Here is a 23,005-nt window from a genome sequence, read left to right on the forward strand (position 1 = left end):
ATCGGTGTGCTGCCAGTGCAGAACGCGGTGGTCAGGACCGGTGGGCGCCGGGGCGGGGCACCCGTACCGCACGGGGTGGGGCGCCCGCGTCACTGCTCCTCCACCGATTCGGTACGCCGGCGGGTGGGGAAGGAGGCCGCCGGGCGGTGGCGGGGGGCCGTGGAGCGGGGGGCCGGGGTGGTACGGGCCGCGGGGGTGCCGGAGCCGCCGGTGCTGGCGGCCAGGCCGTAGCGGCGCTGGGTGGCCGGGACGCCCCAGGCGGAGGTCTCGACCGGCGTCGCGGGCGTCGAGCCCGCGCCGCCGCGGCCGGGACGCGGGGTCCTGCCGTCGGCCGCTGCCCCGGTCTCGCGGGCCAGCCGCTCCAGCGCCTTGGCCGCCGCCTCGCGCCAGGAGTCGGCACCGAGCCGTTCGAAGGCGCCGAGCGCGCCCCGCAGCCGGGCGGTGGCCTGCTCGTACCGGCGCTCGCGCAGGTCGAGCGTGCCGAGCGAGAACAAGATGGCGGCCTCGCCGAGGGAGTCCCCGGCGCGCTGCGTGGCGCGCAGCGCGTCGGTGCCCGCGGCCCGCCAGTCGTCGTGGGCCCGCTGGACCGCGGCCAGAGCACCGACCGCGACCGCCAGGTGCCAGCACGCCTCGGTCTCGTGGACGTCGGCCGCCTGCCGTACGGCGGCCAGCAGCGACTCGCGCTCGGTGCCGTACCACTCGCCGGGGTCGCTCAACACGGCCCGGAGCATGGGCAGTTCCATCGGCCAGCGGGTGGGGTGGTGGAGTTCGGCGGCCGGGGTGCCGCCCTGGCGCAGCAGCGCCTCGTCGGCCAGCGTCAGCCACGCGCCGAGCAGCCGCCGCCGCGGGGCCGACTCGTCCTGGTCCTCGGCCAGTTCCGCCAGGCACTCGGCGGCGTGCAGCCGGGTCAGGCCGCGCAGCCGGTAGCGGGCGGTGACGCCGCTGCCGCCGACCGGGTCGACCAGCCGGGCGTCGACCAGCGTCTCCAGCACGTCCACGGCCGACGCGGTCGCCACGTCGAGCAGCGGGGCCGCGGCCCACGCGGGGAACTCCGCCGTGGGCAGTCCGCCGAGCCGGGCGAAGAGCTGCCGTGCGGGCGCGGCCAGTTGCTCGTAGGTGCCGCGCAGCGCGGCCCGTACGTCCAGGCCCTGGTGGAACAGCTCGTCCAGCCGGCGGCGTTCGTCGCGCAGCCGCGCGGTGAGCTGGGCCAGGCTCCAGTGCGGGCGGGCGGACAGCCGGGCGGCGGCGGCGCGCAGTGCCAGCGGCAGCCCGTCGCACAGCTCGGCCAGTTCGATCGCCTCGCTGGGCTCGGCCGCCACCCGCTCGCGGCCGGTCATCGCCGCGAGCAATTCCACGGCCTCGGGGATCTGCGGCACTTCCAGCTCGACGGTGTACGTGTCGGCGGGCGCGGACAGCCGGGCGCGGCTGGTGACGAGCAGACCGCAGGTGGGGGTGCCGGGCACCAGGGGGCGCAGCAGCGTGACGTCGGCGGCGTCCTCGACGACCACCAGCATCCGGCGCTCGGCCAGCGCGCTGCGGTAGAGCGCGGAGCGGCCGTCCAGGGACTCGGGTACGGCGGCGGCGGTGAAGCCGAGCGCCCGCAGGAAGCGTTCCAGGACGTCGGAGACCTCGCGGGGACCTGCGCCGACCGGCAGCCTCGCGTACAACTGGCCGTCGGCGAAGGCCGGGGCGAGGGCGTGCGCGGCCTCGACGGCGAGCGCGGACTTGCCGACGCCCGCGCAGCCGGTGATCACGGCCATCGGCGCCGAGGGCGCGGACAGCCGGTCGGTCAGTTCCGCCAGGACGTCGGCGTGGCCGGTGAAGTCGGTGATCCGGGCCGGGAGCATCCGCGGCAGCGGCAGCGGCGCGGTCGCGTTGACGGTGGCGGGGGCGGCGGTCTGCGGGAGGTCCAGGTCGCCGGAGCCGTTGAGGATGGCCAGCTCCAGCTTGAGCAGCACCGGCCCCGGCTCGATGCCCAGCTCCTCGATGAAGGTGCGCCGCACCTGGTGGTACGCGGCCAGCGCCTCGGCCTGCCGCCCGCAGCGGTACAGCGCGGTCATGAGCTGCACGGCGGGGCGCTCGCGCAGCGGGAATTCGGCGGCCAGCGCGCTGATCTCGCCCAGCACCTCGTGGTGCAGGCCCAGACGCAGCTCGGCGTCCAGGCACTCCTCCAGCACCTCGAAGCGGCGCTCGGAGATCCGTACCAGCTTCGTCTGCACCACGGGGCTGTCGACCTCGGGCAGCGGGTCGCCGTTCCACAGGTCGAGCGCCTCGCGGAAGGCGGCGCGGGCGGCTGCGGGCCGCCCGTCGGCCGCGGCGGCCCGGCCGCGGGCCGCCAGCTCGTCGAAGACGTGCAGGTCCAGCTCGCCGGGGGCGAGGTCGAGGGTGTAGCCGAGACCGTGCATGCGGATGCGCTTGCCGAGCCCGGCGCGCTCCATCCGCTGGCGCAGCGCCGACACGGCGGTCTGCACCTGGGAGCGGGCGGTCGCGGGCGGGGCGCCGCCCCAGACCGCGTTCACCATCGTTTCGAGTCCCACACCGCGGCCGGTCTCCAGCAGCAGCAGCGCCAGCACGATCTGCTGCCGCCGCGCCGTGACCGCCACCTGCTGCGAGCCGCGCACCTCGAGGGAGCCGAGTACCCGGAACCGGACCGCGGTGCCCACCGGGGCGGCGGGCGCCTGCCCGTCCACGGTGGGCTCACCCGTCAGGTCCGTTGTCGAGTCCGATGTCGAGTCCGCGGGCGGGTTCGCAGCCGGGTCCGGCGTGGGGTCCGCCGTGGCTCTGGCGGGGAGGGGTGATGCGATCGCCATGTCCGTCAGCCTTCCTTGCAACGTGAGGCTCGCGGGGCCCGGTGCCGCCGCGGCGGGTGGGTTCAGATCAGGACTTCGTGCGGTGCCGGATGGCCGAGGAAGCCGACCGGACTGGCCGTCAGGCCGTAGGCGCCCGCCTGGAACACCGCGATGAGGTCGCCGATCTCCGCGTGGGGCAGTGACACGTCCTTGCCGAGCAGGTCGAGCGGGGTGCAGAGGCAGCCGACCACGTCGACCGTCTCGGTGGCCGGGGCGACGGCGGAACCCACCACCGCGATGGGGTAGTTGCGCCGGATCGCGCGGCCCAGGTTGCCGGTGGCCGCGAGCTGGTGGTGCAGACCGCCGTCCACCACGAGGAAGGTGGTGCCGCGGGAGATCTTGCGGTCCACGACCCTGGTCAGATAGACACCGGCCTCGCCGACCAGATAGCGGCCGAGTTCGATGACGGTGCGCGCCTGCGGGAGCGCGGGGCGGATGACGGTGTCGAGGAGCTTGGCGAGGTTCTCGCCGATCGGCCCCAGGTCCAGGGCGCGGTCGCGGGCGGCGTAGGGGATGCCGAAGCCGCCGCCGAGGTTGAGGTAGCGCACCGGTCCCGGCGCGTGCTCGGCCAGTTCCGTGACCAGTTCCACGGTGCCGCGCTGGGCGGCGCAGATGCTCTCGGCGTCGAGGTTCTGCGATCCGGCGAAGACGTGGAAGCCCTGGAAGTCCAGCCCGGCCGCGCCGATCCCGGCGAGCAGTTCCGGCGCCTGTTCGGCGTCCACCCCGAACTGCTGCGGTCCGCCGCCCAGCCGCATGCCCGAACCGCGCACCGCGAAGGGCGGGTTGACGCGCAGGGCGACGCGGGCGGTGATGCCGAGCTGTTCGCCCGCGAGCCGGACCCGGGCCAGTTCCGTGGCCGACTCCAGTTCCACGATGACGCCCGCGGCGACGGCCTGCCGGATCTCGATCGAGGTCTTGCCGGGTCCGGCGAAGCCGATTCGCTCGGCCGGGACGGTGGTGTCGAGCGCGGTGAGCATCTCACCGGCCGACGCCACGTCGAGGCCGTCGACCAGCGTGCTCATGTGGTGCAGCAGCGCGGGCATCGGATTGGCCTTGACGGCGTAGTTCAGCTCCACGCCGTCGGGCAGCGCCGCCCGCAGTTCCGCGACGCGGCGGCTGAGCAGGGAACGGTCGTAGGCGAAGAAGGGGGTGGAGCCGACGCGTTCGGCCAGCCGCCCCGCGGGCACCCCGCCGACGGCCAACTCGCCGTCCACGACGGTGAACCGGCCGTGCCGGCCGAAGCCGCCGAAAGCGTCGGCGCCCTCCGCGCCCTGACCCGGTGCCGCGCCGCTCATCGGTTGCCCTCCACGGTCCTGCGCAGCTCGACCCGGTCGAATTTCCCGTTCACCGAACGCGGCAGTTCGTCCAGGACGACCGTGCGGCGCGGCAGCATGTACGGCGGCAGCTCGCGGGCGAGCGCCTGGTGCAGCCGGGCGGTGTCGCAGGCCCCCGCGACGACCAGGACCACGTGCTGGCCGAGCCGTTCGTCGCCGACGCCGAGCGCGACCGCCTCGGTGACCAGGCCGCTGGCGTACACGGCCTCCTCGATCTCGGTGGGGCTGATCCGGTAGCCCGACGACTTGATCATGTCGTCGGTGCGGCCGACGAAGTACAGGAAACCGGCCTCGTCGCTGTAGACGGTGTCGCCCGACCAGACCGCCAACTCGGTGCCGCCGTACGGGACGGCGCCCGGCACCGGGCGGAAGCGCTCGGCGGTGCGCTCGGGGTCGTTCCAGTAGCCGAGGGCCACCAGCGCGCCGCGGTGCACCAGTTCGCCGTGCTCGCCGGGCACGCACGGGGTGCCGTCGGGGCGGAGCACCAGGATCTCGGCGTTGGGGATGGCCTTGCCGATCGAGTCGGGACGGCGGTCGGTCTCGTCCGGGTCGAGGTAGGTGGAGCGGAACGCCTCCGTGAGCCCGTACATCAGATACGGCCGGGCCTGCGGGAAGATCTCGCGGAGCCGGCCCAGGGTGGCGCGGGGCATCCGGCCGCCGGTGTTGGCGAAGTACCGCAGCCGCGCGGTCGCCTCCCGCGGCCACTGCTGGGCGGCCAGTTGCAGCCACAGCGGCGGTACGCAGGTGAGCGCGGTGACGCCGTGGCGGGCGCAGAGCCGTACCACCTCGCGCGGCAGCAGGTAGTTGGTGAGCACCAGGTGGGCCCCGGCGATCAGGGTGGTGGTGAGCTGGCTGAAACCGGCGTCGAAGCTGAACGGCAGCGCGGCCAGCACCACGTCGTCCTCGGTGTGCCCGAGGTAGGAGGCGACGCTCTCGGCCCCGGCGAGCAGATTGCGGTGCGAGAGCACCACGCCCTTGGGGCCGCCGGTGCTGCCCGAGGTGTAGAAGACGGCCGCGACGTCGCCGTCCACGACGGCGTCGGCGCCGGGCACCGGCAGCGGCCCGTGCTCGCGCAGCCGCTCCCACGGCACCGCGGTCCAGCGGTCGTCGGCCGGGAGCACGGTGCCGGTGTCGCCGATCAGCACCAGGTGGCGGACGGTGGTGTCCGGCGGCAGCGCCGCGCGTACGGTCTCCAGCCGCTCGGCGGTGGTGACCAGCGCGGTGACCGCGCAGTCGGTGGTGATACCGGCCAGGTGGCGGCCCTTGAAGAGCGGGTTGACCGGGACGAAGACGGCCCCGGCCGCGGAGACCGCGAGCATCGACACGACGGTCTCGACGCGCTTTTCCGCGTAGACCGCGACGCGGTCGCCGCGCCGCACGCCCAACCGATGCAGGCCGTAGGCGACTTCGGCGACCTGCTCGGCGAGTTCGCCGTAGCTGACGGTGCGGTCCTTGAAGGTCAGCGCCGGTCGGTGGGTCGCGCCGCGCGCGATCAGCCGGTCCAGGCGGGTCAGCGGCGCGGCGACCCGGCGGGCGGCCACCGCCGCCCCGTGGGGCGCCGTGCCGTTCGTGGACGGCGCACTTGTCGCCGTGCCGTTCGCCGTGCCGTTCGTCGCCGTGGCCTGTGCTGTCGTCCGGCCCGTCGTCGGTTCGCTCACCGCCGACGCGCTCACCGTCGGCTCACTCATGGCCGGCCGCGAGTTCCGGCGTGACGAAGTCGGCGACGGTCGCCCACAGCGAGCCGACCGTGGCGAAGGTCTCCTCGGTCAGCAGCTCGTCGTCCAGCTCCACCCCGAAGTGGTCCTCCAGGTCCGCGAGAAGCTGCACGACGCCCATCGAGTCCAGCCCCAGCGCGGCCAGATCGGCGTCCGCCGTCAGCTCGTCGCCCTCCGCGTACGGCAGGCGGGGCAGCAGGACGTCCTGAAAGGTGCGCGGTATCTCCCGCGTCGTCTCGGCCATGGTGATCGGTCCCCTTGTCTTCATCCGGTCTTCGTCTTCGTCCGGGGCGCGGGACCCACCCGCGCACAGATGTCACTTGACCGCCGGCCGCTCTCGAACCGCCATCGCAGCGCTCTCGCCCGGCCCCTCGGACGAGGTGACGCGGGTTCCCGGGGCGATGGCGCGGCCCCCGGCGGCGGTCCCCGGACAGTGGGCCGATAGCGGATCGATAGCGCGCCGGGAGCCGGTATCAGGGGGCGGTGAGCGGAACGAGGGCGGCGTGATGGCGGCCCGACGCACCATGGGCGGAGCACGAACGGAACCTGACCCGCCGCGGCACCGCATTGATCCACGAAGGGGAGGCACCCTCCATGCTCACGGGGATATCCGACCTCGCGCCGACACCGGACCGCCCGCCGGAACACCCGCGTCCCGCGGGATACGACCGGCACCCGGCCGGCGGCCACGACAGCGGCGATCTCGTCGCGGTCTACCAGTACGCGACCCGCAGCGGCGCCGTCACCCCCGGCTCGATCGACCTGGTGGCGCTCGAACTCGGCCTGTCCGCGGGGGAGGTGTTCGCCGCCGCCGCACGGCTGGTGGAACTGCGGCTGCTGCGCACCGACGAGACGACCGGCACCGGTCTCGTACCGGTGGACCCGCACTCCGCGGCGACCCAGCTCACCTCGCCGATCGAGCGGGCCATCCTCCAACAGCGCGAGCTGGCCGACCGGTTGCGCGCCAGGATCGACTCCATCGCGGGCGGTCCGGGCGGCGCGGAAGGGCCGCTCGGCGTCATCGACACCGTCGAGGGCGAGGCCGAGATCCGCGGCCTGCTGCGCCTTGCGGCCGGTGACTGCGCCACGGAGGCGATCGTCCTGCGCCCCGGTCACGACGCGCGGATCGCCCCGGACGACCTCTTCGACGCCTGCTACGACACGCTCGGCACGGAGATCGACGTACGGGTGCTCTCGCCGCACCGCGACCGCGCCGACTTCGCCTCCCGCGCCCGCGCCAAGAAGCTGACGGAACGCGGCGCGTCGATCCGCACCATCCGCTCCGTGCCGCAGACGGCGGTGGTCTTCGACCGCGCGCTGGCCGTGGTGGTCACCGCGGGCGAGGCGGGCGGACCGCCCACCGCGCGGCAGGTCCGCGACGAGACGATGATCCGGTGCATGGTCGACATGTTCGACCTGCTGTGGGACGGCGCCGCACCCTTCGCGATGGAGGAGGCGGGCTACGCGGAGGACATCAACGACGACCTCCAGCGCTCCATCGCCCGGCTGATGGCCCAGGGCCTCACCGACGAGGTCGTGGCCCGCCGCCTGGACATGTCGGTCCGCACCTGCCGCCGCCACATCGCGGCCCTGCTGCGCAGCCTGGGCTCGGTCAGCCGCTTCCAGGCCGGCGTCCAGATCGCCCAGCGCCTGTCCCTGGAGGAGGCCGCCTGAACCCGCCCCCCGCACACCCGTCCCCGACCCGCACGGCGGCGGCCGACCCCCACCGGGGTCGGCCGCCGCCGTGGGTTGCGGGGGCGGCGTGCGCGGGCCGGTCCCGGATGTCACGGGCGCGGTACGGCGGCGCGCGGAACGGCGGTACGGCGGAGCGGTCCCGACATGGCCGCGAGCGGTACGGCGGAGCGGTCCCGGCATGGCCGCGCCGCCCTCGCCGCGGGTGGTCCGTGGCGAGGGCGGCGCGGTCGACAGCGGCCGGGCGGAAGGGTGTCAGGCCGGGGTCAACTCCGGGGTCGGCTCCTGGACCGGGGTCAGTCCGTGGGCCAGGCCCGACAGCGGCCGGGTGCCGCCGAGCTGGTTCAGATCGGCGCCCTCCCAGCCGCGGGCGCGCAGCTCGGTCAGGACCCGCGGCGCGCGCAGCATCCGGCCGCCCGCCACGGTGTAGGAGGCGTCGAGGTCCACGGCGGCCAGCCCGTTGACCTCGGCGACGACGGCGGCCAGCGCGTCCGCGGCCACCGCTTCCGTACGCGCCGCGCGGGCGCCCTCCCCGGCCGTCACCCGGAAGAGGTCGGGGCGGCGCGCACCGGGCAGCGCGGAGCCGGTGTCCAGGCAGTGCAGCCGCAACTCCCGCTCGTCCAGGGGCCGTTCCGTGGTGACCTCGGCAAGCAGCCGGCCGTCTTCCACGGACACCCGCGCGGACCGTACCGCCGGATGCGCCAGCAGCACGCGCTCGGTCGCGTCCAGGTCCACCGCGTCGGGTCCGAGCCGGGCCAGGCGGCGCGGGGCGGGGGCGGTGAAGTCGAAGAGCGCGGCGGCCTCGTCGAGCCGCAGGTCGACGGCCGCGTCGCGGTGCGCCTCCAGCAGCCGCCCGTACCCGCGCAGGAAGTGCTCGACGGCCGCCGCGTCCATCACGTCGGCCCGCGCGTTGAGGCCGACGGTGACCCCGTCGTCCCACTCCCCGACCCGCAGATAGGTGTCGGTCTCGGACAGCGCCCACGCGGTCGGCTCCGGTGTCCGCAGGAGGCGTTCCTTTCGGGTGCCGCAGCTCTTCGTCCCGTGGTTGAGGAAGTTGACCTCGGAGGAGGTCCTGATCGGCGCGCCGCGCCGGAAGGCGTCCTGGGCGACCAGCTCCACGATCTCGTCGTACGGCGCGTACGCGTGCTCCTGCGCCGTCTCCAGCGCGGCGGCGACCCGCGCGACCACCTCGGCGAATCCGGGGTCGCCGCCGAGGTCGACCGAGACGAGCGCCGGCGAGAACATGCACGTCAACACGGACATCCGGGGTCCGTCCTGGCGGTGGCTGGTCAGCCAGCGGTGGGTGACCGTCCGCTCGCCGGTGTACGTGGCCATGGCCACCGCGTACGCCGCCAGGTGCACCGCGGAGGGCCACACCCGCAGCCGGGCGGCGATCTCGCGGACGGCGGGGAGCAGCGCGGGCGAGGTGAGCGTCGCCCCGAAGGCGGCGACGCCGTCGGGCACGGCCGGCTCACGGCGCCGTACGAACATGTCGGCGGGCAGCTCGGATACCGCCCGCTGCCAATAGCGCAGCATCTGCGCCCGCTCCGGCGACGGCCGCGCCTCGATGGCCGCGAGGTCGGCGGGCTGGTACGCGACCGGCCCCAACTGCGCCCGGCGGCCGGTGGCGAGCGTGCCGAGCAGTGCCTCGAAGTCGCGCTGGAAGAGCTGCATGCTCCAGTCGTCGAAGGCCGTGTGGTTGAGGACGAGCGCCAGCGTGCGCGGCACTCCGCCCGTGGTGACCGCGCAGGCCCTGATCGGCCACTCGCGTTCCGGGTCGAACTCGGTGCTGGACATCTCGGCGATGACCGCCGCGGGTCCCGGCGTACCGTCCTGCTCGGTGGCGGCGACCAGCAGCGGCATCGGCCCCGGCGGCTCGACCCGCTGTCTCGGGCCCGGCCTGGCGTGTGCGTCGAAGACCGTGCGCAGCCCCTCGTGCCTGCGCACCAGATAGGCCAGCGCGGACCGCAGGCCCGTCAGGGAGAGTCCCTGCGGCAGCGGGTAGTTGGTGACGATGTGCGCGTCGTGACGAGCGCCCGCGGGCACCTGCTGGTACCTCAGCCAGTGGTACCGCTGCCCCCAGCAGAGGTCCGCGCTTCTCACCTCGGGCATCCCGCCCTCCTTCCAAACCGTGAGTGGGACCGGCCCGGCCGCATTCGCGCGGGCCCGTGAATCACCTCCCAGCATCAGGCCCGAACGGGAATAACGGCAGCGTTTCACGGTGGCCGCTTGTTGACGGCAAAAAGCTGCCATCGGGATTCGACCCGGTGCAACCCGGCAAGGGTTGACGGGAGTTGCGCCGTCCGGGAATCTCATGGTGTCGGAGAAACCAGATCCGGCATCCGGGGCCCACTCGGGTCCCGAATTTCCTTACATGGAAGGTGTGGTTCCTTTGTCCAAGACCGCCGTGAAGGCCGCCGTCAAGGCCGCGTCCAAGGCCGCCAGCAAGGCTGCCGTCAAGGCCGCTGACAAGTCGGCGACCAAGGCCGCGTCCAAGGCGGCCAGCAAGGCTGCGAGCAAGGCCGCGTCGAAGGCGGCCGTCAAGGCCGCGGTGAAGGCCGCGTCCAAGGCCGCCTGATCTCGGACCTGCAACATGTCTGAGCTCACGGCCGTGTGACGTCCGTCGCCGGCAAGGCGCCGCGTCCGCCATCAGGCGGCCGGCGCCCTGCCGGCGGGCAGCCCTCCCCCAGGGCCGGACGGCCGACCGCTCGGGCCCACTTCTCCCAGGGAAGGGGAAAGTCCGGTGGAACACGCCGAGATTATCGAGCACCTTCAGCATTCCCTCTCCGTGATCCTGGACCGGCCGCTCCCCGAATTCAGCGCGGATACCAGGATTCTCGAAGACCTGGAGATCGACTCCATGCGTTTTGTCGAACTCCTCATGAGCCTTGAGGACACCATCGGCCTCGAAGTCGACCCCGACACTCTCGAACCCGAGGTATTCCAGTCCGCAGGCTCCTTTGCCGACTACATCAAAATCCGGCTGGACCTCACGCGGGTCGCCGGTTAGCCGAACACGGCACGGCCCAACGGAGGATTCGATGAGGGACACGCTCGTGGCGTGTGAAGCGGCGGCCCATGACGGCGGGTTCACGCCCGGCCTGGAGCTGGCGCTGCGCACGGTGGAGGTCGGCGCTCCCGCGGGACGCGTCGCCGCTTTCCCGGCGGGCCGGGTGCCCACGGGCGCCGAGGTCGTGCCGCACCGCCTCGCGGAAATGGAGGGCGTCGCCTTCGTGGCGTGGCCCCACCGGCCCGCAGAATCCGCCGCACCGGCCTCGTACGACGGGCCCGACGACCGCCGCACCGTATTCGCCGCGCTGCTCGGCGCGGTACGGGTGGGCGTGTCCCGCAGGCTCCTCGACGACGCGGTCGCCCACCTGTCCGGACGGGTGGGCGGCGGCGAGCCCCTGATCCGCAAACAACTCGTGCTCGGCACCGTCGCCGACGTCATGACCGCACTCGACGCCGTACGCCAACTCCTGCTCGTCGCCCACCGCGTCCCCGCGGCCGTGGCCGACGCGCACGACCGGATCACCGCGCTCGACTGGGACACCGCCAAGCTCTTCGGGGCCTCCGGTTACCTCGCCGACGGACCGGTGCGCGCCGCGTACGTCGGCCGGCTCGCGGCGGACTGCTGGACCGACCGGGAGGACGTACAGCCATGATCCCCCTCGACACCCCGCTGCGGGAGCTGCGCGAACAGTGCCGGGAAGCGGGCCGGGAACTGCGCGCCCACGCCCTGGCCGTCGACGCCGACCCGGCCGGCACGGCCCACCTCGACCTGCCCGTCATGGCGCTGGTCAGGTCCGCCTCCACCCCCAAGGACTACCGCACCGGCTCCGCCGTGGACGACGGCGGCTACTCCGACACCTGCCTGTCCCGCGTGGTCGCCAGCGTCGAACTGGCGCGCGGCGACGCGGGGGTGCTCAGCGCCAACACCGGTCCCTCCCTGGCCGGCGTCGCTGTCGACACCCTGGGCAACGAGGCACAGCGCGAACTGTTCTACGACACCATCGCCGACGGTCGCGCCTGGACCTTCTTCGGCATGACGGAACCGGAGCACGGCACCGACGCCACGGCGATGGAGAGCAGGTTCGACGCGGCGGGCGACCCCGCCGACGGTTACCTGCTCTCCGGCTCCAAGCGCTATGTCGGCAACGCCTCCCGGGGCGCGATCGGCGTGGTCTTCGCCAGGACCGGCCGCAGCCCGCTCTCCATCCGCGGCGCGCTGATCCGGCAGCCCGCGCCCGGCTTCCACGGCGAGCCGCTGGACATGATCGGTCTGCGCGGCGCGCGGATCTGCCGGCTGGACCTCGACGAGGTGCCCGTGCCGCGCGAGATGCTGCTCGGCGCCCACCTGCCCGCCTCCCGGCGCGGTCTGTGGGGGATCAGCCGGACCTTCAACGCGATGCGGCTCCAGATCGCCGCGCTGGCCCTGGGCACCGCTCTCGGCACCCGCGACTACGTGACCGAGCAGCGTCCCGGCTGGTCGGGGCACGAGGTGGTCTCCGCCCGGCTCGACGCGGCCACGGCGCTGCTGTACGAGTCCGCGGCGGCCGTCGACCTCCAGCCCGACGTCGTACGGCCGCCGTCCATGGCGAAGCTGCACACCACCGATCTGGCGGTGCGCACCACGCACTGGGCGGCCCGGGCGCTCGGCCCCGGCGCGCTGATCGAGCACCCGCTGCTGGAGAAGTGGAGCCGGGACGTGCTCGCCTTCGAGTTCATGGAGGGCACCAGCAACATCCAGCGGCTGCACATCACCCACGACCTGGCTGCGCGGAAGGGACGGACATGACCGCCACGGACCTGACGGCGCGCCCGGCCACGGCGTCCGTCCCCGCCCCCGCGACAGCTCCCGCGCCCGCGTCCTTCGCGTGGTCCGCCCGGCCGGTCACGGAGGCCGACCACGACGCCGTACTCGACCTCTTCACCGAGTCCGACTTCTACTTCCGCACCGCCCGCCCCGCCACCCGCCCGCAGTGGGAGATCCTCGCCCTGCTGGACGAGGACACCCGGCTGCTGAGCGCCGACGGACGGCCCGTGGGCCTGTACGCCCTGGAGGCGATGGGCGCCGAGCACGCCTGCCACTACGTGCTGCACCTGCGGCTGACCTCACGGCTGCGCACGGACGCCTGGGCGTCGGCGTACCGCGAGCTGGTCCGGGCGCTGCGCTGGCAGCGCGAGGTGGTCCGACTGGCCGTCGTCGTCCACGAGTTCGACGACCGGGGCCTGACCGCCGCCCGCCTGGCGGGCTTCACCGAGGAAGGCGTCCTGACCGGACACGTCGTCCACGACGGACACCGCCGCGGTTCCGTCTTCCTCTCCCGGATCTGGGAGCCCACGTCATGATGCTGCGCGGATACCGGGGCGCCGACCTGCCCCTGCTCACCGGCCACTGGCTGCCGGGCGAGCTGCTCGGCCTGTCCGTGCCCGGCAGGCCCGTCCTGGCGGAACCGGCCCGGGTGCCGGCGCCGGAAGGTCCCGGCGAGGACGGAGCGCCGGGCCAGGACGACGAGTTGTGCGTCGTGCCCGGCACCGGCTTCGTCCGGCTCGCCGCCCTGGACTGGGTGCACCGCAGGGCGCGGCTGGAGATCGGTCTGCGCTCCGGCGCGGAGACCAGCGCGGAGCCGCTGCTGAAGGCCGCCCTCGACCACGCTTTCCGGGTGCTCGGCCTGAGCCGGGTCTTCGGCTGGGTCACCCCGGCCGTGCCGCTGCCCGACGGGCTCCCGCGCGACGCCCTGCTGCGTGACGCGGGGCTGAGCCCGGAGGCCGACATCCCGCGGGCGCTGTGGCTGGACGGCCGCCCGGTGGCCCGACAGATCTGGGGAGCGACCCGCCATGGCTGACCTGACCCTGCTCGGCACCGCCGAGGCCGCCGCGCGGCTGAGCGCCGCGCCGCAGGCCGCACGCGGCTTCCTCGGCCTCGACCCGGTCACCCAGAACGGCCCGCTGCTCGCCCGCGAGCTGGCCCGTACCGGAGCGCAGGTGCTCCAGGCCGGGGACGTGCTGCTGGGATACGTGCCCAACCCCGTGCAGCCGCGCCAGGGTTGGGTCGCGACCACGTCCGCCGACCCGGAGCCGCTGGCCGCCCTGCTCGCCTTCCTGCGCACCTACCGCCGGTGCACGTCGTATGTCGCCGAGGTCCCCGACGGCTCACCGGCCGTGCCCGCGCTCGAAGCCTGCGGCTTCACCGGCGCCGGCCGGCTGCCCGGCCATGTCTTCCACACCGGCGGCTACCACGACGTGCTGGTCTACTGCGCCACCGAGGAGGGCTGACCCATGCCGTTCGTGACCGTCCGGCATTTCACCGAGGACGACATCCCCACGCGTACCGCCCTGTTGCGCGAGTCGCGCTTCCAGGCGAATCTCACCGACTTCGCGGTCGTCAGCGACGACGACGCGCTCACCGCCAACCAGCGCCGCACCCTCACGCGTGAGCACGACGTCAAGCGGATGTTCACCATGTGCGACTCCCGCGGCGCGACCGTCGGCTTCGCCTGGATCACCTCGATCGACTGGCCCGGCCAGACCTGTGAGCTGTCCTTCGGCGTGCTGCCGGAGTGCCGGGGCCCGTACGGCGCGACCGCCGTGACCGCCGCGCACGCGTACATCCGCGCGGAGTTGAACATGCGGGTGGTCGTCAACCAGGTCCTGGAGCACAACACGATGCTGGTGTCGTCCGGTGAACTCACCGAGCAGCGCCGGGTGCGCTGCGCGTACGACTCCTACACCGTCGGCGAGTGGCGCACCGCCTGCTACTGGACCGAGAGCGAGCAGGACGTGCACCGCCGGCGCGAGCAGGTCGCCGACCGGCGCCGTGCGATCGCCGCCCGTATCCGCTCCACGTCGTCCCAGCCGTCATGAGCGCCCGCGCCGCGGAAGGCGGCTATCTGCACCACGCGACGATCGTGGGCGACACCGTGGTCTTCGTGTGCGAGGACGACCTGTGGACGGTGTCCGCCGAAGGCGGCACCGCGCGGCGGCTCACCGCGGGCACGACCGCGTGCGCGGGCCCCCGGCTCTCGCCCGACGGCCGCCAGGTCGCCTTCACCGGCTCCCCCGACGGCCTCACCGAGGTCTGCCTGACCTCGGTCTCCGGCGGTCCCGTCCGCCGGCTGACCCACCAGGCGGGCCGGTGCACGGTCACCGGCTGGCACCCGCTGACCGGCGAGATCCTGTACGCGAGCACCGCGGGCCAGCCCGAGGGCTTCGGCTTCCGGCTGTTCGCCGTGCACCCCGACGGCGGCCCGCCGCGGCTGGTCGAGGCGGGCCCCGCCGCGTCCGTGTCGTACGGGCCCGGCGGCGGTTCGGTGATCGGCCGGAGCATCGCCGACCCGGCGCGCCGCAAGCGCTACCGCGGCGGCGCGGCCGGTGAACTCTGGGTGGACGACGACGGATCCGGCGCGTACCGGCGGCTCGCGCTGCCCGCGGGCAATCCGGCGGACCCGTGCTGGGTCGGCAACCGGATCTACTTCATCAGCGACCACGAGGGCACCGGCAACGTCTACTCCTGCCACTCCGACGGCACGGGTCTGACCCGGCACACCGACCACGACGAGTACTACGCGCGCGGTCTGTCCAGCGACGGCCGCCGGCTGGTCTACCACAGCGGCGCGGTCCTGCACGTGCTGGACCCGGCGCGCGGCGGCACGCGGCGGCTGCGGGTGGAGCTGGGCCCCTCGGGCGTCCAGCACCAGCGCCGTATCGTGTCGGCCACCGGTTTCCTGGACGGCGCGCGGATCGGCCCCGACGGGCAGACCCTCGCGGTCACCGCCCGCGGCAAGGCGTTCACGCTCGCGCCCTGGTCGGGTCCGGTACGGCGGCACGGGCGCCCGGACGGTGTCCGCTACCGGCTGCTGAACTGGCTCGCCGACGGGGAGCGGCTGGTCGCGGTCGCGGGCGATTCGGGGCCCGGTGAGCGGCTGGTGCTGCTGCCCGCGGAGGGCGGCGCGGAGCTGCTCGGCGTGCCGCTGGCCGACCTGGGCTATGTCACCGCGCTGGCCGCCTCGCCCGCCACCGGGCAGGTCGCCTTCGCCACCAACCGGCAGGAGCTGTGGAGCGTCGACACCGACCGGCCGAAGCTGGAGCCGCGGCTGCTCGATACCAGTGCCCATGAGCGGATCGAGGATCTGGCCTGGTCGCCCGACGGCCGCTGGCTCGCCTACACCTATCCGGACACGCCCAGGAGCACGGCCATCAAGGTCGCCGAGGTGGACACCGGACGCACCTCGCGGATCACCCGACCGGTGCTGCGGGACGCGCTGCCGTCCTTCGACCCGGCGGGCCGCTATCTGTACTTCGTCGGACAGCGCGACCTGACGCCCGAGCACGACCAGGTCCAGTTCGAGATCGGCTTCCCCTTCGGCGCCCGGCCGTACGCGGTGCCGCTGACCGCCGACCGGCAGCCGCCGTTCGCTCCGCCGCAGCAGTCGGCGGGCGGCGCGTACTCCCCCGACGGGTACGACGAGGGCGATCCGGAAGGGCCGGTCGCCATCGACTTCACCGGTATCGAACGGCGCCTGGTCCCGCTGCCGGTCCCCGAGGGCCGCTACGCGGCGGTGCTGGGTCTGCCCGACTGCGTGCTGCTGCTGTCGGTACCGCTCAGCGCGCCCGAGCCGGACGACCCGCAGCAGCAACAGGAGGGCAGCGTCACCCTGGTGGACCTGGCGACCGGCGACGTGACCGAGGACTATCTCGGGCCGGTCGACGAGATCAGCACCGACCGCACCGGCACGGCGCTGCTCTACCGGCACAACCACCGGCTGCGCGTGGTGCCCGCGGGCGCGCCCAAGGAGGCCGTGGAGGACTTCGACTCGCCCATCGCCCCGCCGGGGCGGCCCACCGGCTGGGTCGACCTGGACCGGGTCAAGATCCCGTTCGTCCCTGCCGCGGAGTGGCGGCAGATGTTCCGGGAGGCGTGGCGGCTCCAGCGCGAGAGCTTCTGGAACGCCGACATGTCGGGGATCGACTGGGACGCGGTGCACCGGTGCTATCTGCCGCTGCTCGACCGGGTCGCGACCCGCGCCGAACTCTCGGACCTGGTCTGGGAGTTGCACGGCGAGCTGGCGACCTCGCACGCGTACGAGCGCGGCGGCGACTACGGCGCGCCGAGCGGTGAGGCGCAGGGTTTCCTCGGTGTGGACTGGGAGCCCGCGCCGCAGGCCGAGGGCCGGTGGCGGATCGCGCACGTGCTGCGCGGCGACCCGTGGAACCCCGACGCCACCTCGCCCTGCGACCGGCCGGGTGTCGACATCCGGCCGGGCGACGAGATCGCCGCGGTCGACGGGCACCTCGTGGGGCCCGGCGGCCCGGCGGAACTGCTCACCGGTCTCGCGGGCCGCGAGGTCGAACTGACCGTGCTGCGCGGCGGCGCCGTCCCGCGCCGGGTGGTGGTCCGCGCGGCCCGCAGCGAGGCGCGCGCCCGCTACCTGGACTGGGTGGCCCGCAACAGCGCGTACGTGGACACCGTCTCCGACGGCAGGCTCGCGTATCTGCACGTGCCGGACATGTTCAGGACCGGATACGCGGACTTCGTACGGCAGTTCCTCGGCGGTCTGGACCGGGAGGGGCTGGTGGTCGACGTGCGGTTCAACGGCGGCGGCCATGTCTCTCCGCTGCTCCTCGACCGGCTCGCGCGCAGCCGCACGGGTACCGAGCACGGCCGGTGGAGCGGCGCGGTGCCGTATCCGCTGGAGTCGCCGCGCGGTCCGATGGCGGCGCTGATCAACGAACAGACCGGCTCCGACGGCGAGATCTTCGGCCATATGTTCCGCGAGCGCGGCCTGGGCACGCTGGTGGGCACGCGGACGTGGGGCGGCACGATCGCCACCTGGCCGCGGCACGGGCTGGTCGACGGCACGGTGACCACCCAGCCCGAATTCTGCTACTACTTCCGCGGGGTCGGGGCGGGGCTGGAGAACCGCGGGGTCGAGCCGGACATCACGGTCGCCGTGGTCCCGGCGGGGCCGCAGCCCGGCCTGGACGCGCAGTTGGCGACGGCGGTGACGCATCTGCTGACGGTGCTGCCGGCACCGGCGTCGACGGACGGGTCCGGCATGGACATCGCACCGGCCGACGCCGGGGCGGTCGACGCCGGGGCCGTCGGCGCCGCGACGGGACGGAGCGGCGGATGAGCGGGCCGGAGGCGGCGGGGCGGGCCGCGGCCGGATCGCTCGTCCCCACGCCTCTGGCGGCGAGCCCCTTTGCGGCCGGGCCGGTCGCGGCCGGAAGGGCCCTCGCTGCGCCCGCCACCGGGACCTGCGAGGTGTGGCTGGTGCCGGTGCGGCGGCGCGCGGCGTGGGCCGGTCTGCTCGGCGCCGAGGAGCGGGAGCGGTGGCAGGTGCTCGGTGAGGGCGCGGCGGCCGATACGCTGCTGACCTCGCGGGCGGCCCAACGGCTCGTCGTAGGACGCTACTTGGGCGTGCCACCGGCCGAGGTGGCCGTCGAGCGGGGTTGCGGGCTGTGCGGCGCGCCCCGGCACGGCCGCCCCCGAGTGGCGGACGCCGCCTTCGACTTCTCCGTCTCGCACACCCGCGAGTGGCTGCTGATCGCGGTCGTCGGCAGCGGCCTGATCGGCGCGGATCTCGACCAACTCGACGCGGACCGTGACGCGGACGGCCTCGCGGCGCTCACCCTGACCCCCGCCGAGCGCGCCGCGTACGACCAACTCCCGCCCGGCGCGCGCCCGGAGGCGTTCCTCGACGCCTGGGTGCGCAAGGAGGCGGCGATGAAGCTGACCGGCCACGGCCTGTCGGCTCCTCCCGCGGCGATCGACGTCAGCACTGCGCTGGCCACGGCGCCGACCGTGCGGGACTGGCCCCGCGCCCCGCTCCACCTCACCCCCCTCGCGGCCCCGGCCGCCCATCGCGCGGCCCTGGCCACGACGGTTCCGGTGACCCACGTCCGGCGGCGCACACTCCCGGAGTGACGGCGGCCACGCACGGCAGCCACGCACGGCAGCCACGGACGGCAGCCACACCGAATGGCCGCACCCGACCCCGTACCGATGCGTTTCGGACGGTGCCGGGCGGCGGTCGGCGCGACGCGAGCGGGTGCGCGACGGCACGGCGCGGCGTCGCCGGTCGGGGCCGCCGCGCCGACCTCAAGCGGGCGCCCCGTTCGGGGCGTGACGTCCCGTCACCGAAGGCGTGACCACCGGGTCGCATCAGCGTGAAACGGCCCGAATCCGCCCTACCGGCGAGCGCGGAGAGCGAACTAGCCTCGACACCAAGTTAGTTGCCTACGGCACTTAGTGCTACAGGCACTGACCTCTGCTGCCCCTGGCACCGCTCTGGCACCTTCCGCACCGGCAAGACAGGAGTGTCCGTCATGGCCACCGCCGCGCACCCGCCCGTTGCCGTCACCGCCCCCGCCGCCCGAGGGACGTGCCCCTTCGCCCCACCGCCCGCCTACGAACAGGCCCGAGGCGAGGAGGGGTTGAGCCGTGTCCGGCTGTGGGACGGCACGTCGTGCTGGATGGTGACCCGGCACGCGGACATCCGCTCCGTGCTGCGGGACCGGAGCTTCAGCTCGGACGCGAGGCGGCCCGGCTTCCCGTTCCTCTCGGCCGGCCTGCGGACGCTCGCCACCGACCGGCCGACCTTCATCCGGATGGACGACCCGGACCACGCCCGGCTGCGCCGCATGCTCACCGCCGACTTCATGATCCGCAAGGTCGCCGAGATGCGACCGGCCGTACGCCAGGTCACCGACGACCTGCTGGACCGGATGGCCGCCCGCGCCGACCGCACCGCGGACCTGGTCGCCGACTTCGCGCTGCCGCTGCCCTCCATGGTCATCTGCCTGCTGCTGGGCGTCCCCTACGCCGACCACGCCTTCTTCCAGCAGTGCAGCAGCACGATGCTGCGCACCGACGCGCCGCCGCAGGAGGTCGCCGCGGCGCAGGACGAACTGGGCGCCTATCTCGCCGGGTTGGCGCGCGCCAAGCGGGCCGCGCCGGACGACAGCATCATCAGCCGCCTCGCCGAGCAGGACGTCCTGGACGACGACGAGATCGCGTCGATGGGCCGGCTGCTGCTGGTGGCCGGGCACGAGACCACCGCCAACATGACCTCCCTGTCGGTCCTCGCCCTGCTGCGCGAGCCCGCCCAGGCCGCGCGGCTGCACGAGGCGGCCCGGCTCGACGAGGACGGCGACGGCTCCGCCCTCGACACCGCCGTCGAGGAGCTGCTGCGCTACATGACGGTGGTCCACAACGGGATCGGCCGGGCCGCCGTCGAGGACGTGGAGGTCAGCGGCACGCGGATACGGGCGGGCGAGGGCGTCCTGTGCATGATCGGCGCCGCCAACCGGGACGAGGACGCCTTCCCCGAGGGCGGCCTGCTCGACCTCGGCCGCCCCGGCGCCCGCCGCCACCTTGCCTTCGGCTTCGGCGTCCACCAGTGCCTCGGCCAGCCGCTCGCCCGCCTCGAACTGCGCGTCGCGCTGCCCGCCGTACTCCAGAGGTTCCCCGGCCTGCGTCTGGCCGTCCCCTTCGAAGAGCTGCGCTTCCGCCACGAGATGGCCGTCTACGGGCTGCACGCGCTCCCGCTCGCCTGGTGAACCCCGCCGCTCCGCAACGAAAGGAACGCCTCATGCGTGTCCACGTCGACACCGACAAGTGCTGCGGCTCCGGCATGTGCGTCCTGACCGCGCCCGGCGTCTTCGACCAGCGCGACGAGGACGGCATCGTGCGGCTGCTGGCCGACGAGCCGCCCGAGGCGACGTGGGACGACGTCCGCGAGGCCGAGGTGGGCTGCCCGGCGCAGGCGATCGAGACGGTCGAGCCGTAGGCCGTAGGCCGTAGCCGAAGCCGTAGAGCCGTACAGCCACGGTGATCCGGGGGCGCTCCGCAGAGAGCGCCCCCGGATCACCGGCCGCCCGGCAGTTCCCGCCGCCGGTCGCAGAAGGGGCACAGCCGGTGCGGCGCGACGCGCAGGTCCATCGCGCTGTCCTGTCCCGGTCCGCCGCGCCTCGTACGCTGCCCGGCTCAGACGATGTAGCGGGCGAGTGAGGTGACGACCGCGGCCGGGCGCCGTGACCCTTCGATCTCGATGGTGCTCTCCAGCCTCACCTGGACGGCCGCGTCCAGGCGTGCGGCCTCCGCGAGCCGCGCCGTGGCGCGGATGCGGGAGCCTTCGAGCACGGGCGTGACGAACCGGACGCGGTCCAGGCCGTAGTTGACCGCGAAGGAGACGTTGTCGACGCGGTAGAGCCGGGTGGTGAGTTCGGCGAGCAGCGACAGGGTCAGGTAGCCGTGGGCCACCGTCCGCCCGAAGGGGCCGGAGGCCGCGCGGTCCGGGTCGACGTGGATCCACTGGTGGTCCCCGGTCACGTCGGCGAAGGCGTCGATGCGCTCCTGGTCGACCGCGATCCAGTCGCCGGCCCCCAGATCCTCGCCTTCGGAGTCGGCCAGATCCGTCAGGCCGTCGAAGATCCGCACGTGCCTCGTCCCTTCTGGTTGTCGTCCCGGCCGCTCCCCCGGCGCCGGTGCCGGGAGTCGTCGCCGGGCTGCCGCCGCGTGATCGTCCGGGAGTCGAACCGCCACCGGCCGTCCACGCGGCGGAACCGGTCGGCGTAGGTGTTGCGGGTGACGAGCAGGGCCCGCTCACCGGGGAACCGCTGGGTGACCTCGATGCCGCAGGTCCCGTACGCCTCGTCCCGCGAACGGCCGGGTGCCAGGCTGATGTCGTGCACGCGGTGCCGGGTGTGCGTGGCGCCGTCGTAGGTGAGGACGTTCTCCCGCATCCAGTCCTCGACGTCTTCGCCGGGCATTCCCAGCCAGGTGCCGTCGCGGAAGAGGCGGGCGAAGCGCGCGAAGTCACCGGTGTCCACGCTGTCGCAGTACGCGGTGAGCAGGGCGGTGATCCGCCGGACGTCCTGGGCGTCGAGCGCCGGGCCCCGGGGTGTGGGGCCCGGCGCGTCGACCGGGTCGCGCCGGGTCACGAGGGCTGCTTCGCCAGTTCCTTGGGCTTGCCGCCGACGAACTGGAAGGCCACGAGCGACTTGCTGAATCCGTCGCGTCCGTCACCGAAGTTGATCAGCGAGCCGTCCTTGCCCGCGGCGCCCGCGAAGGGCGTGATGGCGTCGATCGCCTTGGCGAGCTTGTCCCCGTCGGTGTCGCCGTTGGTGGCGTCGAGCCCCTTCTTCAGGACGGTGAAGGCGTCCCAGGTGGCGCCCGCCTGCTCCGCCAGGCCCAGCGCGAGCGCGTCCGCGCTGCCGCCGTACTCGGTGGCGTACGCCTTGACGAAGTCCTGGTACTCCGGCTTGGACGGCTGCTGGTTGGCCAGCGTGTAGATCGCCGGGAGCTTGGTGTACGCGTCGCCGCCGATCTTCAGGGCGTCCGGCGCGATGAGCGAGCCGAAGCCGACGACGGGCACGTTGACCCCGGCCTCCGCCATCGTCTTGAGCATGAGTCCCGCGTCGGCCGCCGCGGAGCCGATGTGGACGACGGCGTCCGGGTGCTCGCCCTTCAGCTTGGTCACGGCCGACGTCAGGTCGGTCGCGCCCAGCGTGTAGTGCACGGTGTCGCCCGGGTCCATGCCCGCCTGCTTCGCCTGGTCGACGATCGGCTTCCACAGCGTCGATCCGGTCGGGCCGTCGTCCGCGGTCACCACCGGGTGCTTGTAGCCGAGCGACTTGAGCAGGTCGATCATCTGGACCGGGTAGTCGCTCTGGTCGACGGTGGTGCGGAAGGTGTACTTCGCGCCGTCCATCAGGGCGGGTGAGATCGTCGAGGAGTTGATGAAGACGATCTTGCGCGGCTCGACGATCTTGCGGATCGCCAGTCCCTCGATGCTGGTGTAGCCGCCCATCATGACCCCGGCCTTGTCGACCGTGATGGCCCGCTGGGCGACCTTGGCCGACTCGTCGGCGGTGAGCTTGTCGTCGTAGACCTTGAGGGAGAGCTTCCGGCCGCCCGCGCCGCCGTCCGCGTTGATCGTCTTCACGGCCAGTTTGGCCGTGTTGACCATCTGCTCGGCCACTGCCGCGTTGCCGCTGGTGAGCGGGGCGGCGAAGCCGATGACCAGGGTCTTGCCGCCGCCACCGCCGGAGGTGCTGCCCCCGCCGTTGGAGCCGCAGGCGGCGAGCGACATCGTGGCGGCGAGCGCCAGGACGCCGACGCCGAAGAGGGATCTGTGCACAACAGGCTCCTTAACGAAGTGAAATGATGGATCGCCGGCGACGGCGCGTACGCGCGTCACGGGGAGGGTGGGCGGGCTCAGCCACGAGCGGGCTCAGCCGGAGGTGCTCTCGGTAGGGTGCGGCCTCGGCCGGACCCGGCCTCGGTCGCGTGGCGCGGTCTCAGCCGGAGGTGGCCTCGGTCGCGTGGCGCGGTCTCAGCCGGAGGTGGCCTCGGTCGCGTGGCGCGGTCTCAGCCGGAGGTGGCCTCGGTCGCGTGGCGCGGTCTCAG

21 protein-coding genes are annotated in these 23,005 nt (G+C 73.9%); 13 read left to right on the forward strand and 8 right to left on the reverse strand.

The features are described 5' to 3' along the window. Positions 1 to 89: 89 nt before the first annotated feature. From ACIP4Z_RS16420 to ACIP4Z_RS16435, 4 genes are all read right to left on the reverse strand, one after another. A complete protein-coding gene (locus tag ACIP4Z_RS16420) occupies positions 90 to 2,810 on the reverse strand; it encodes a BTAD domain-containing putative transcriptional regulator (RefSeq protein ID WP_401308569.1) in 2,721 nt (906 codons plus the stop codon). Between the two features lie 62 nt (positions 2,811 to 2,872). Then, on the reverse strand, positions 2,873 to 4,144 hold the full coding sequence (locus ACIP4Z_RS16425) for a pyridoxal-dependent decarboxylase, exosortase A system-associated (RefSeq protein ID WP_355341390.1): 1,272 nt from the start codon (positions 4,142 to 4,144) through the stop codon (positions 2,873 to 2,875). Next, a complete protein-coding gene (locus tag ACIP4Z_RS16430) occupies positions 4,141 to 5,841 on the reverse strand; it encodes an acyl-CoA ligase (AMP-forming), exosortase A system-associated (RefSeq protein ID WP_401308573.1) in 1,701 nt (566 codons plus the stop codon). Before ACIP4Z_RS16430 ends, ACIP4Z_RS16425 begins: the two co-directional genes overlap by 4 nt. 22 nt (positions 5,842 to 5,863) lie before the next feature. Further along, positions 5,864 to 6,142: a phosphopantetheine-binding protein gene (locus ACIP4Z_RS16435; protein ID WP_355341384.1), complete on the reverse strand. Its 279-nt coding sequence runs from the start codon at positions 6,140 to 6,142 to the stop codon at positions 5,864 to 5,866. A gap of 350 nt (positions 6,143 to 6,492) precedes the next feature. On the opposite strand from ACIP4Z_RS16435, the gene ACIP4Z_RS16440 reads away from it, so the two are divergent. Further along, the gene (locus ACIP4Z_RS16440) at positions 6,493 to 7,572 is read left to right on the forward strand and encodes a hypothetical protein (protein WP_355341381.1); all 1,080 of its coding nucleotides are present in this window, start codon (positions 6,493 to 6,495) and stop codon (positions 7,570 to 7,572) included. Positions 7,573 to 7,845: 273 nt separating this feature from the next. Here ACIP4Z_RS16440 and ACIP4Z_RS16445 read toward each other — a convergent pair whose 3' ends face one another. Continuing rightward, positions 7,846 to 9,702 (reverse strand): condensation domain-containing protein, encoded by a 1,857-nt coding sequence (locus tag ACIP4Z_RS16445; protein WP_401308576.1) that lies wholly within the window; start codon positions 9,700 to 9,702, stop codon positions 7,846 to 7,848. 280 nt (positions 9,703 to 9,982) lie between these two features. On the opposite strand from ACIP4Z_RS16445, the gene ACIP4Z_RS16450 reads away from it, so the two are divergent. The 12 genes from ACIP4Z_RS16450 to ACIP4Z_RS16505 all read left to right on the forward strand — a co-directional run bounded on the left by ACIP4Z_RS16450 (position 9,983) and on the right by ACIP4Z_RS16505 (position 20,384). Beyond that, on the forward strand, positions 9,983 to 10,168 hold the full coding sequence (locus ACIP4Z_RS16450) for a hypothetical protein (protein WP_355342376.1): 186 nt from the start codon (positions 9,983 to 9,985) through the stop codon (positions 10,166 to 10,168). 165 nt (positions 10,169 to 10,333) lie between these two features. After that, a complete protein-coding gene (locus tag ACIP4Z_RS16455; RefSeq protein ID WP_188284224.1) occupies positions 10,334 to 10,600 on the forward strand; it encodes a phosphopantetheine-binding protein in 267 nt (88 codons plus the stop codon). A gap of 31 nt (positions 10,601 to 10,631) precedes the next feature. Beyond that, positions 10,632 to 11,255, forward strand: a complete 624-nt coding sequence (locus ACIP4Z_RS16460) for an acyl-CoA dehydrogenase family protein (protein ID WP_355342379.1) — start codon at positions 10,632 to 10,634, stop codon at positions 11,253 to 11,255. Beyond that, a complete protein-coding gene (locus ACIP4Z_RS16465; RefSeq protein ID WP_355342382.1) occupies positions 11,252 to 12,388 on the forward strand; it encodes an acyl-CoA dehydrogenase family protein in 1,137 nt (378 codons plus the stop codon). The genes ACIP4Z_RS16460 and ACIP4Z_RS16465 overlap by 4 nt, the downstream gene beginning before the upstream one ends. Then, positions 12,385 to 12,942 carry a hypothetical protein gene (locus tag ACIP4Z_RS16470; RefSeq protein WP_391163053.1) on the forward strand — a complete coding sequence of 186 codons (558 nt, stop codon included), beginning with the start codon at positions 12,385 to 12,387 and terminating at the stop codon, positions 12,940 to 12,942. The genes ACIP4Z_RS16465 and ACIP4Z_RS16470 overlap by 4 nt, the downstream gene beginning before the upstream one ends. Then, positions 12,939 to 13,439 (forward strand): hypothetical protein, encoded by a 501-nt coding sequence (locus tag ACIP4Z_RS16475; protein ID WP_355342388.1) that lies wholly within the window; start codon positions 12,939 to 12,941, stop codon positions 13,437 to 13,439. Before ACIP4Z_RS16470 ends, ACIP4Z_RS16475 begins: the two co-directional genes overlap by 4 nt. Next, the gene (locus ACIP4Z_RS16480) at positions 13,432 to 13,869 is read left to right on the forward strand and encodes a hypothetical protein (RefSeq protein ID WP_401308583.1); all 438 of its coding nucleotides are present in this window, start codon (positions 13,432 to 13,434) and stop codon (positions 13,867 to 13,869) included. The genes ACIP4Z_RS16475 and ACIP4Z_RS16480 overlap by 8 nt, the downstream gene beginning before the upstream one ends. 3 nt (positions 13,870 to 13,872) lie before the next feature. Beyond that, complete coding sequence (locus tag ACIP4Z_RS16485; RefSeq protein WP_355342394.1) at positions 13,873 to 14,457, forward strand: GNAT family N-acetyltransferase; 585 nt, start codon at positions 13,873 to 13,875, stop codon at positions 14,455 to 14,457. Further along, a complete protein-coding gene (locus ACIP4Z_RS16490) occupies positions 14,454 to 17,726 on the forward strand; it encodes a S41 family peptidase (RefSeq protein ID WP_401308587.1) in 3,273 nt (1,090 codons plus the stop codon). Before ACIP4Z_RS16485 ends, ACIP4Z_RS16490 begins: the two co-directional genes overlap by 4 nt. Further along, positions 17,723 to 18,520 carry a 4'-phosphopantetheinyl transferase family protein gene (locus tag ACIP4Z_RS16495; protein WP_401308590.1) on the forward strand — a complete coding sequence of 266 codons (798 nt, stop codon included), beginning with the start codon at positions 17,723 to 17,725 and terminating at the stop codon, positions 18,518 to 18,520. The genes ACIP4Z_RS16490 and ACIP4Z_RS16495 overlap by 4 nt, the downstream gene beginning before the upstream one ends. Positions 18,521 to 18,921: 401 nt before the next feature. Beyond that, a complete protein-coding gene (locus ACIP4Z_RS16500) occupies positions 18,922 to 20,154 on the forward strand; it encodes a cytochrome P450 (RefSeq protein ID WP_355342403.1) in 1,233 nt (410 codons plus the stop codon). Positions 20,155 to 20,186: 32 nt separating this feature from the next. After that, complete coding sequence (locus ACIP4Z_RS16505) at positions 20,187 to 20,384, forward strand: ferredoxin (protein WP_188284234.1); 198 nt, start codon at positions 20,187 to 20,189, stop codon at positions 20,382 to 20,384. 197 nt (positions 20,385 to 20,581) lie between these two features. Here the strand turns inward: ACIP4Z_RS16505 and ACIP4Z_RS16510 are convergent, their stop codons facing one another. From ACIP4Z_RS16510 to ACIP4Z_RS16520, 3 genes are read right to left on the reverse strand one after another with little or no spacing between them, the layout of a single operon-like run. Further along, positions 20,582 to 21,034: a MaoC family dehydratase gene (locus ACIP4Z_RS16510; RefSeq protein WP_401308595.1), complete on the reverse strand. Its 453-nt coding sequence runs from the start codon at positions 21,032 to 21,034 to the stop codon at positions 20,582 to 20,584. Further along, entirely contained in the window at positions 21,013 to 21,537 is a 525-nt protein-coding gene (locus ACIP4Z_RS16515; RefSeq protein ID WP_401308597.1) for a nuclear transport factor 2 family protein, read from the reverse strand. The genes ACIP4Z_RS16510 and ACIP4Z_RS16515 overlap by 22 nt, the downstream gene beginning before the upstream one ends. Beyond that, positions 21,534 to 22,736, reverse strand: coding sequence for an ABC transporter substrate-binding protein (locus ACIP4Z_RS16520; protein WP_355342412.1), 1,203 nt, complete (start codon positions 22,734 to 22,736; stop codon positions 21,534 to 21,536). Before ACIP4Z_RS16520 ends, ACIP4Z_RS16515 begins: the two co-directional genes overlap by 4 nt. Between the last annotated feature and the right edge of the window lie 269 nt (positions 22,737 to 23,005).

The organism is Streptomyces sp. NPDC088910, from assembly GCF_044749865.1.
In the GTDB taxonomy this organism is placed as follows: domain Bacteria; phylum Actinomycetota; class Actinomycetes; order Streptomycetales; family Streptomycetaceae; genus Actinacidiphila.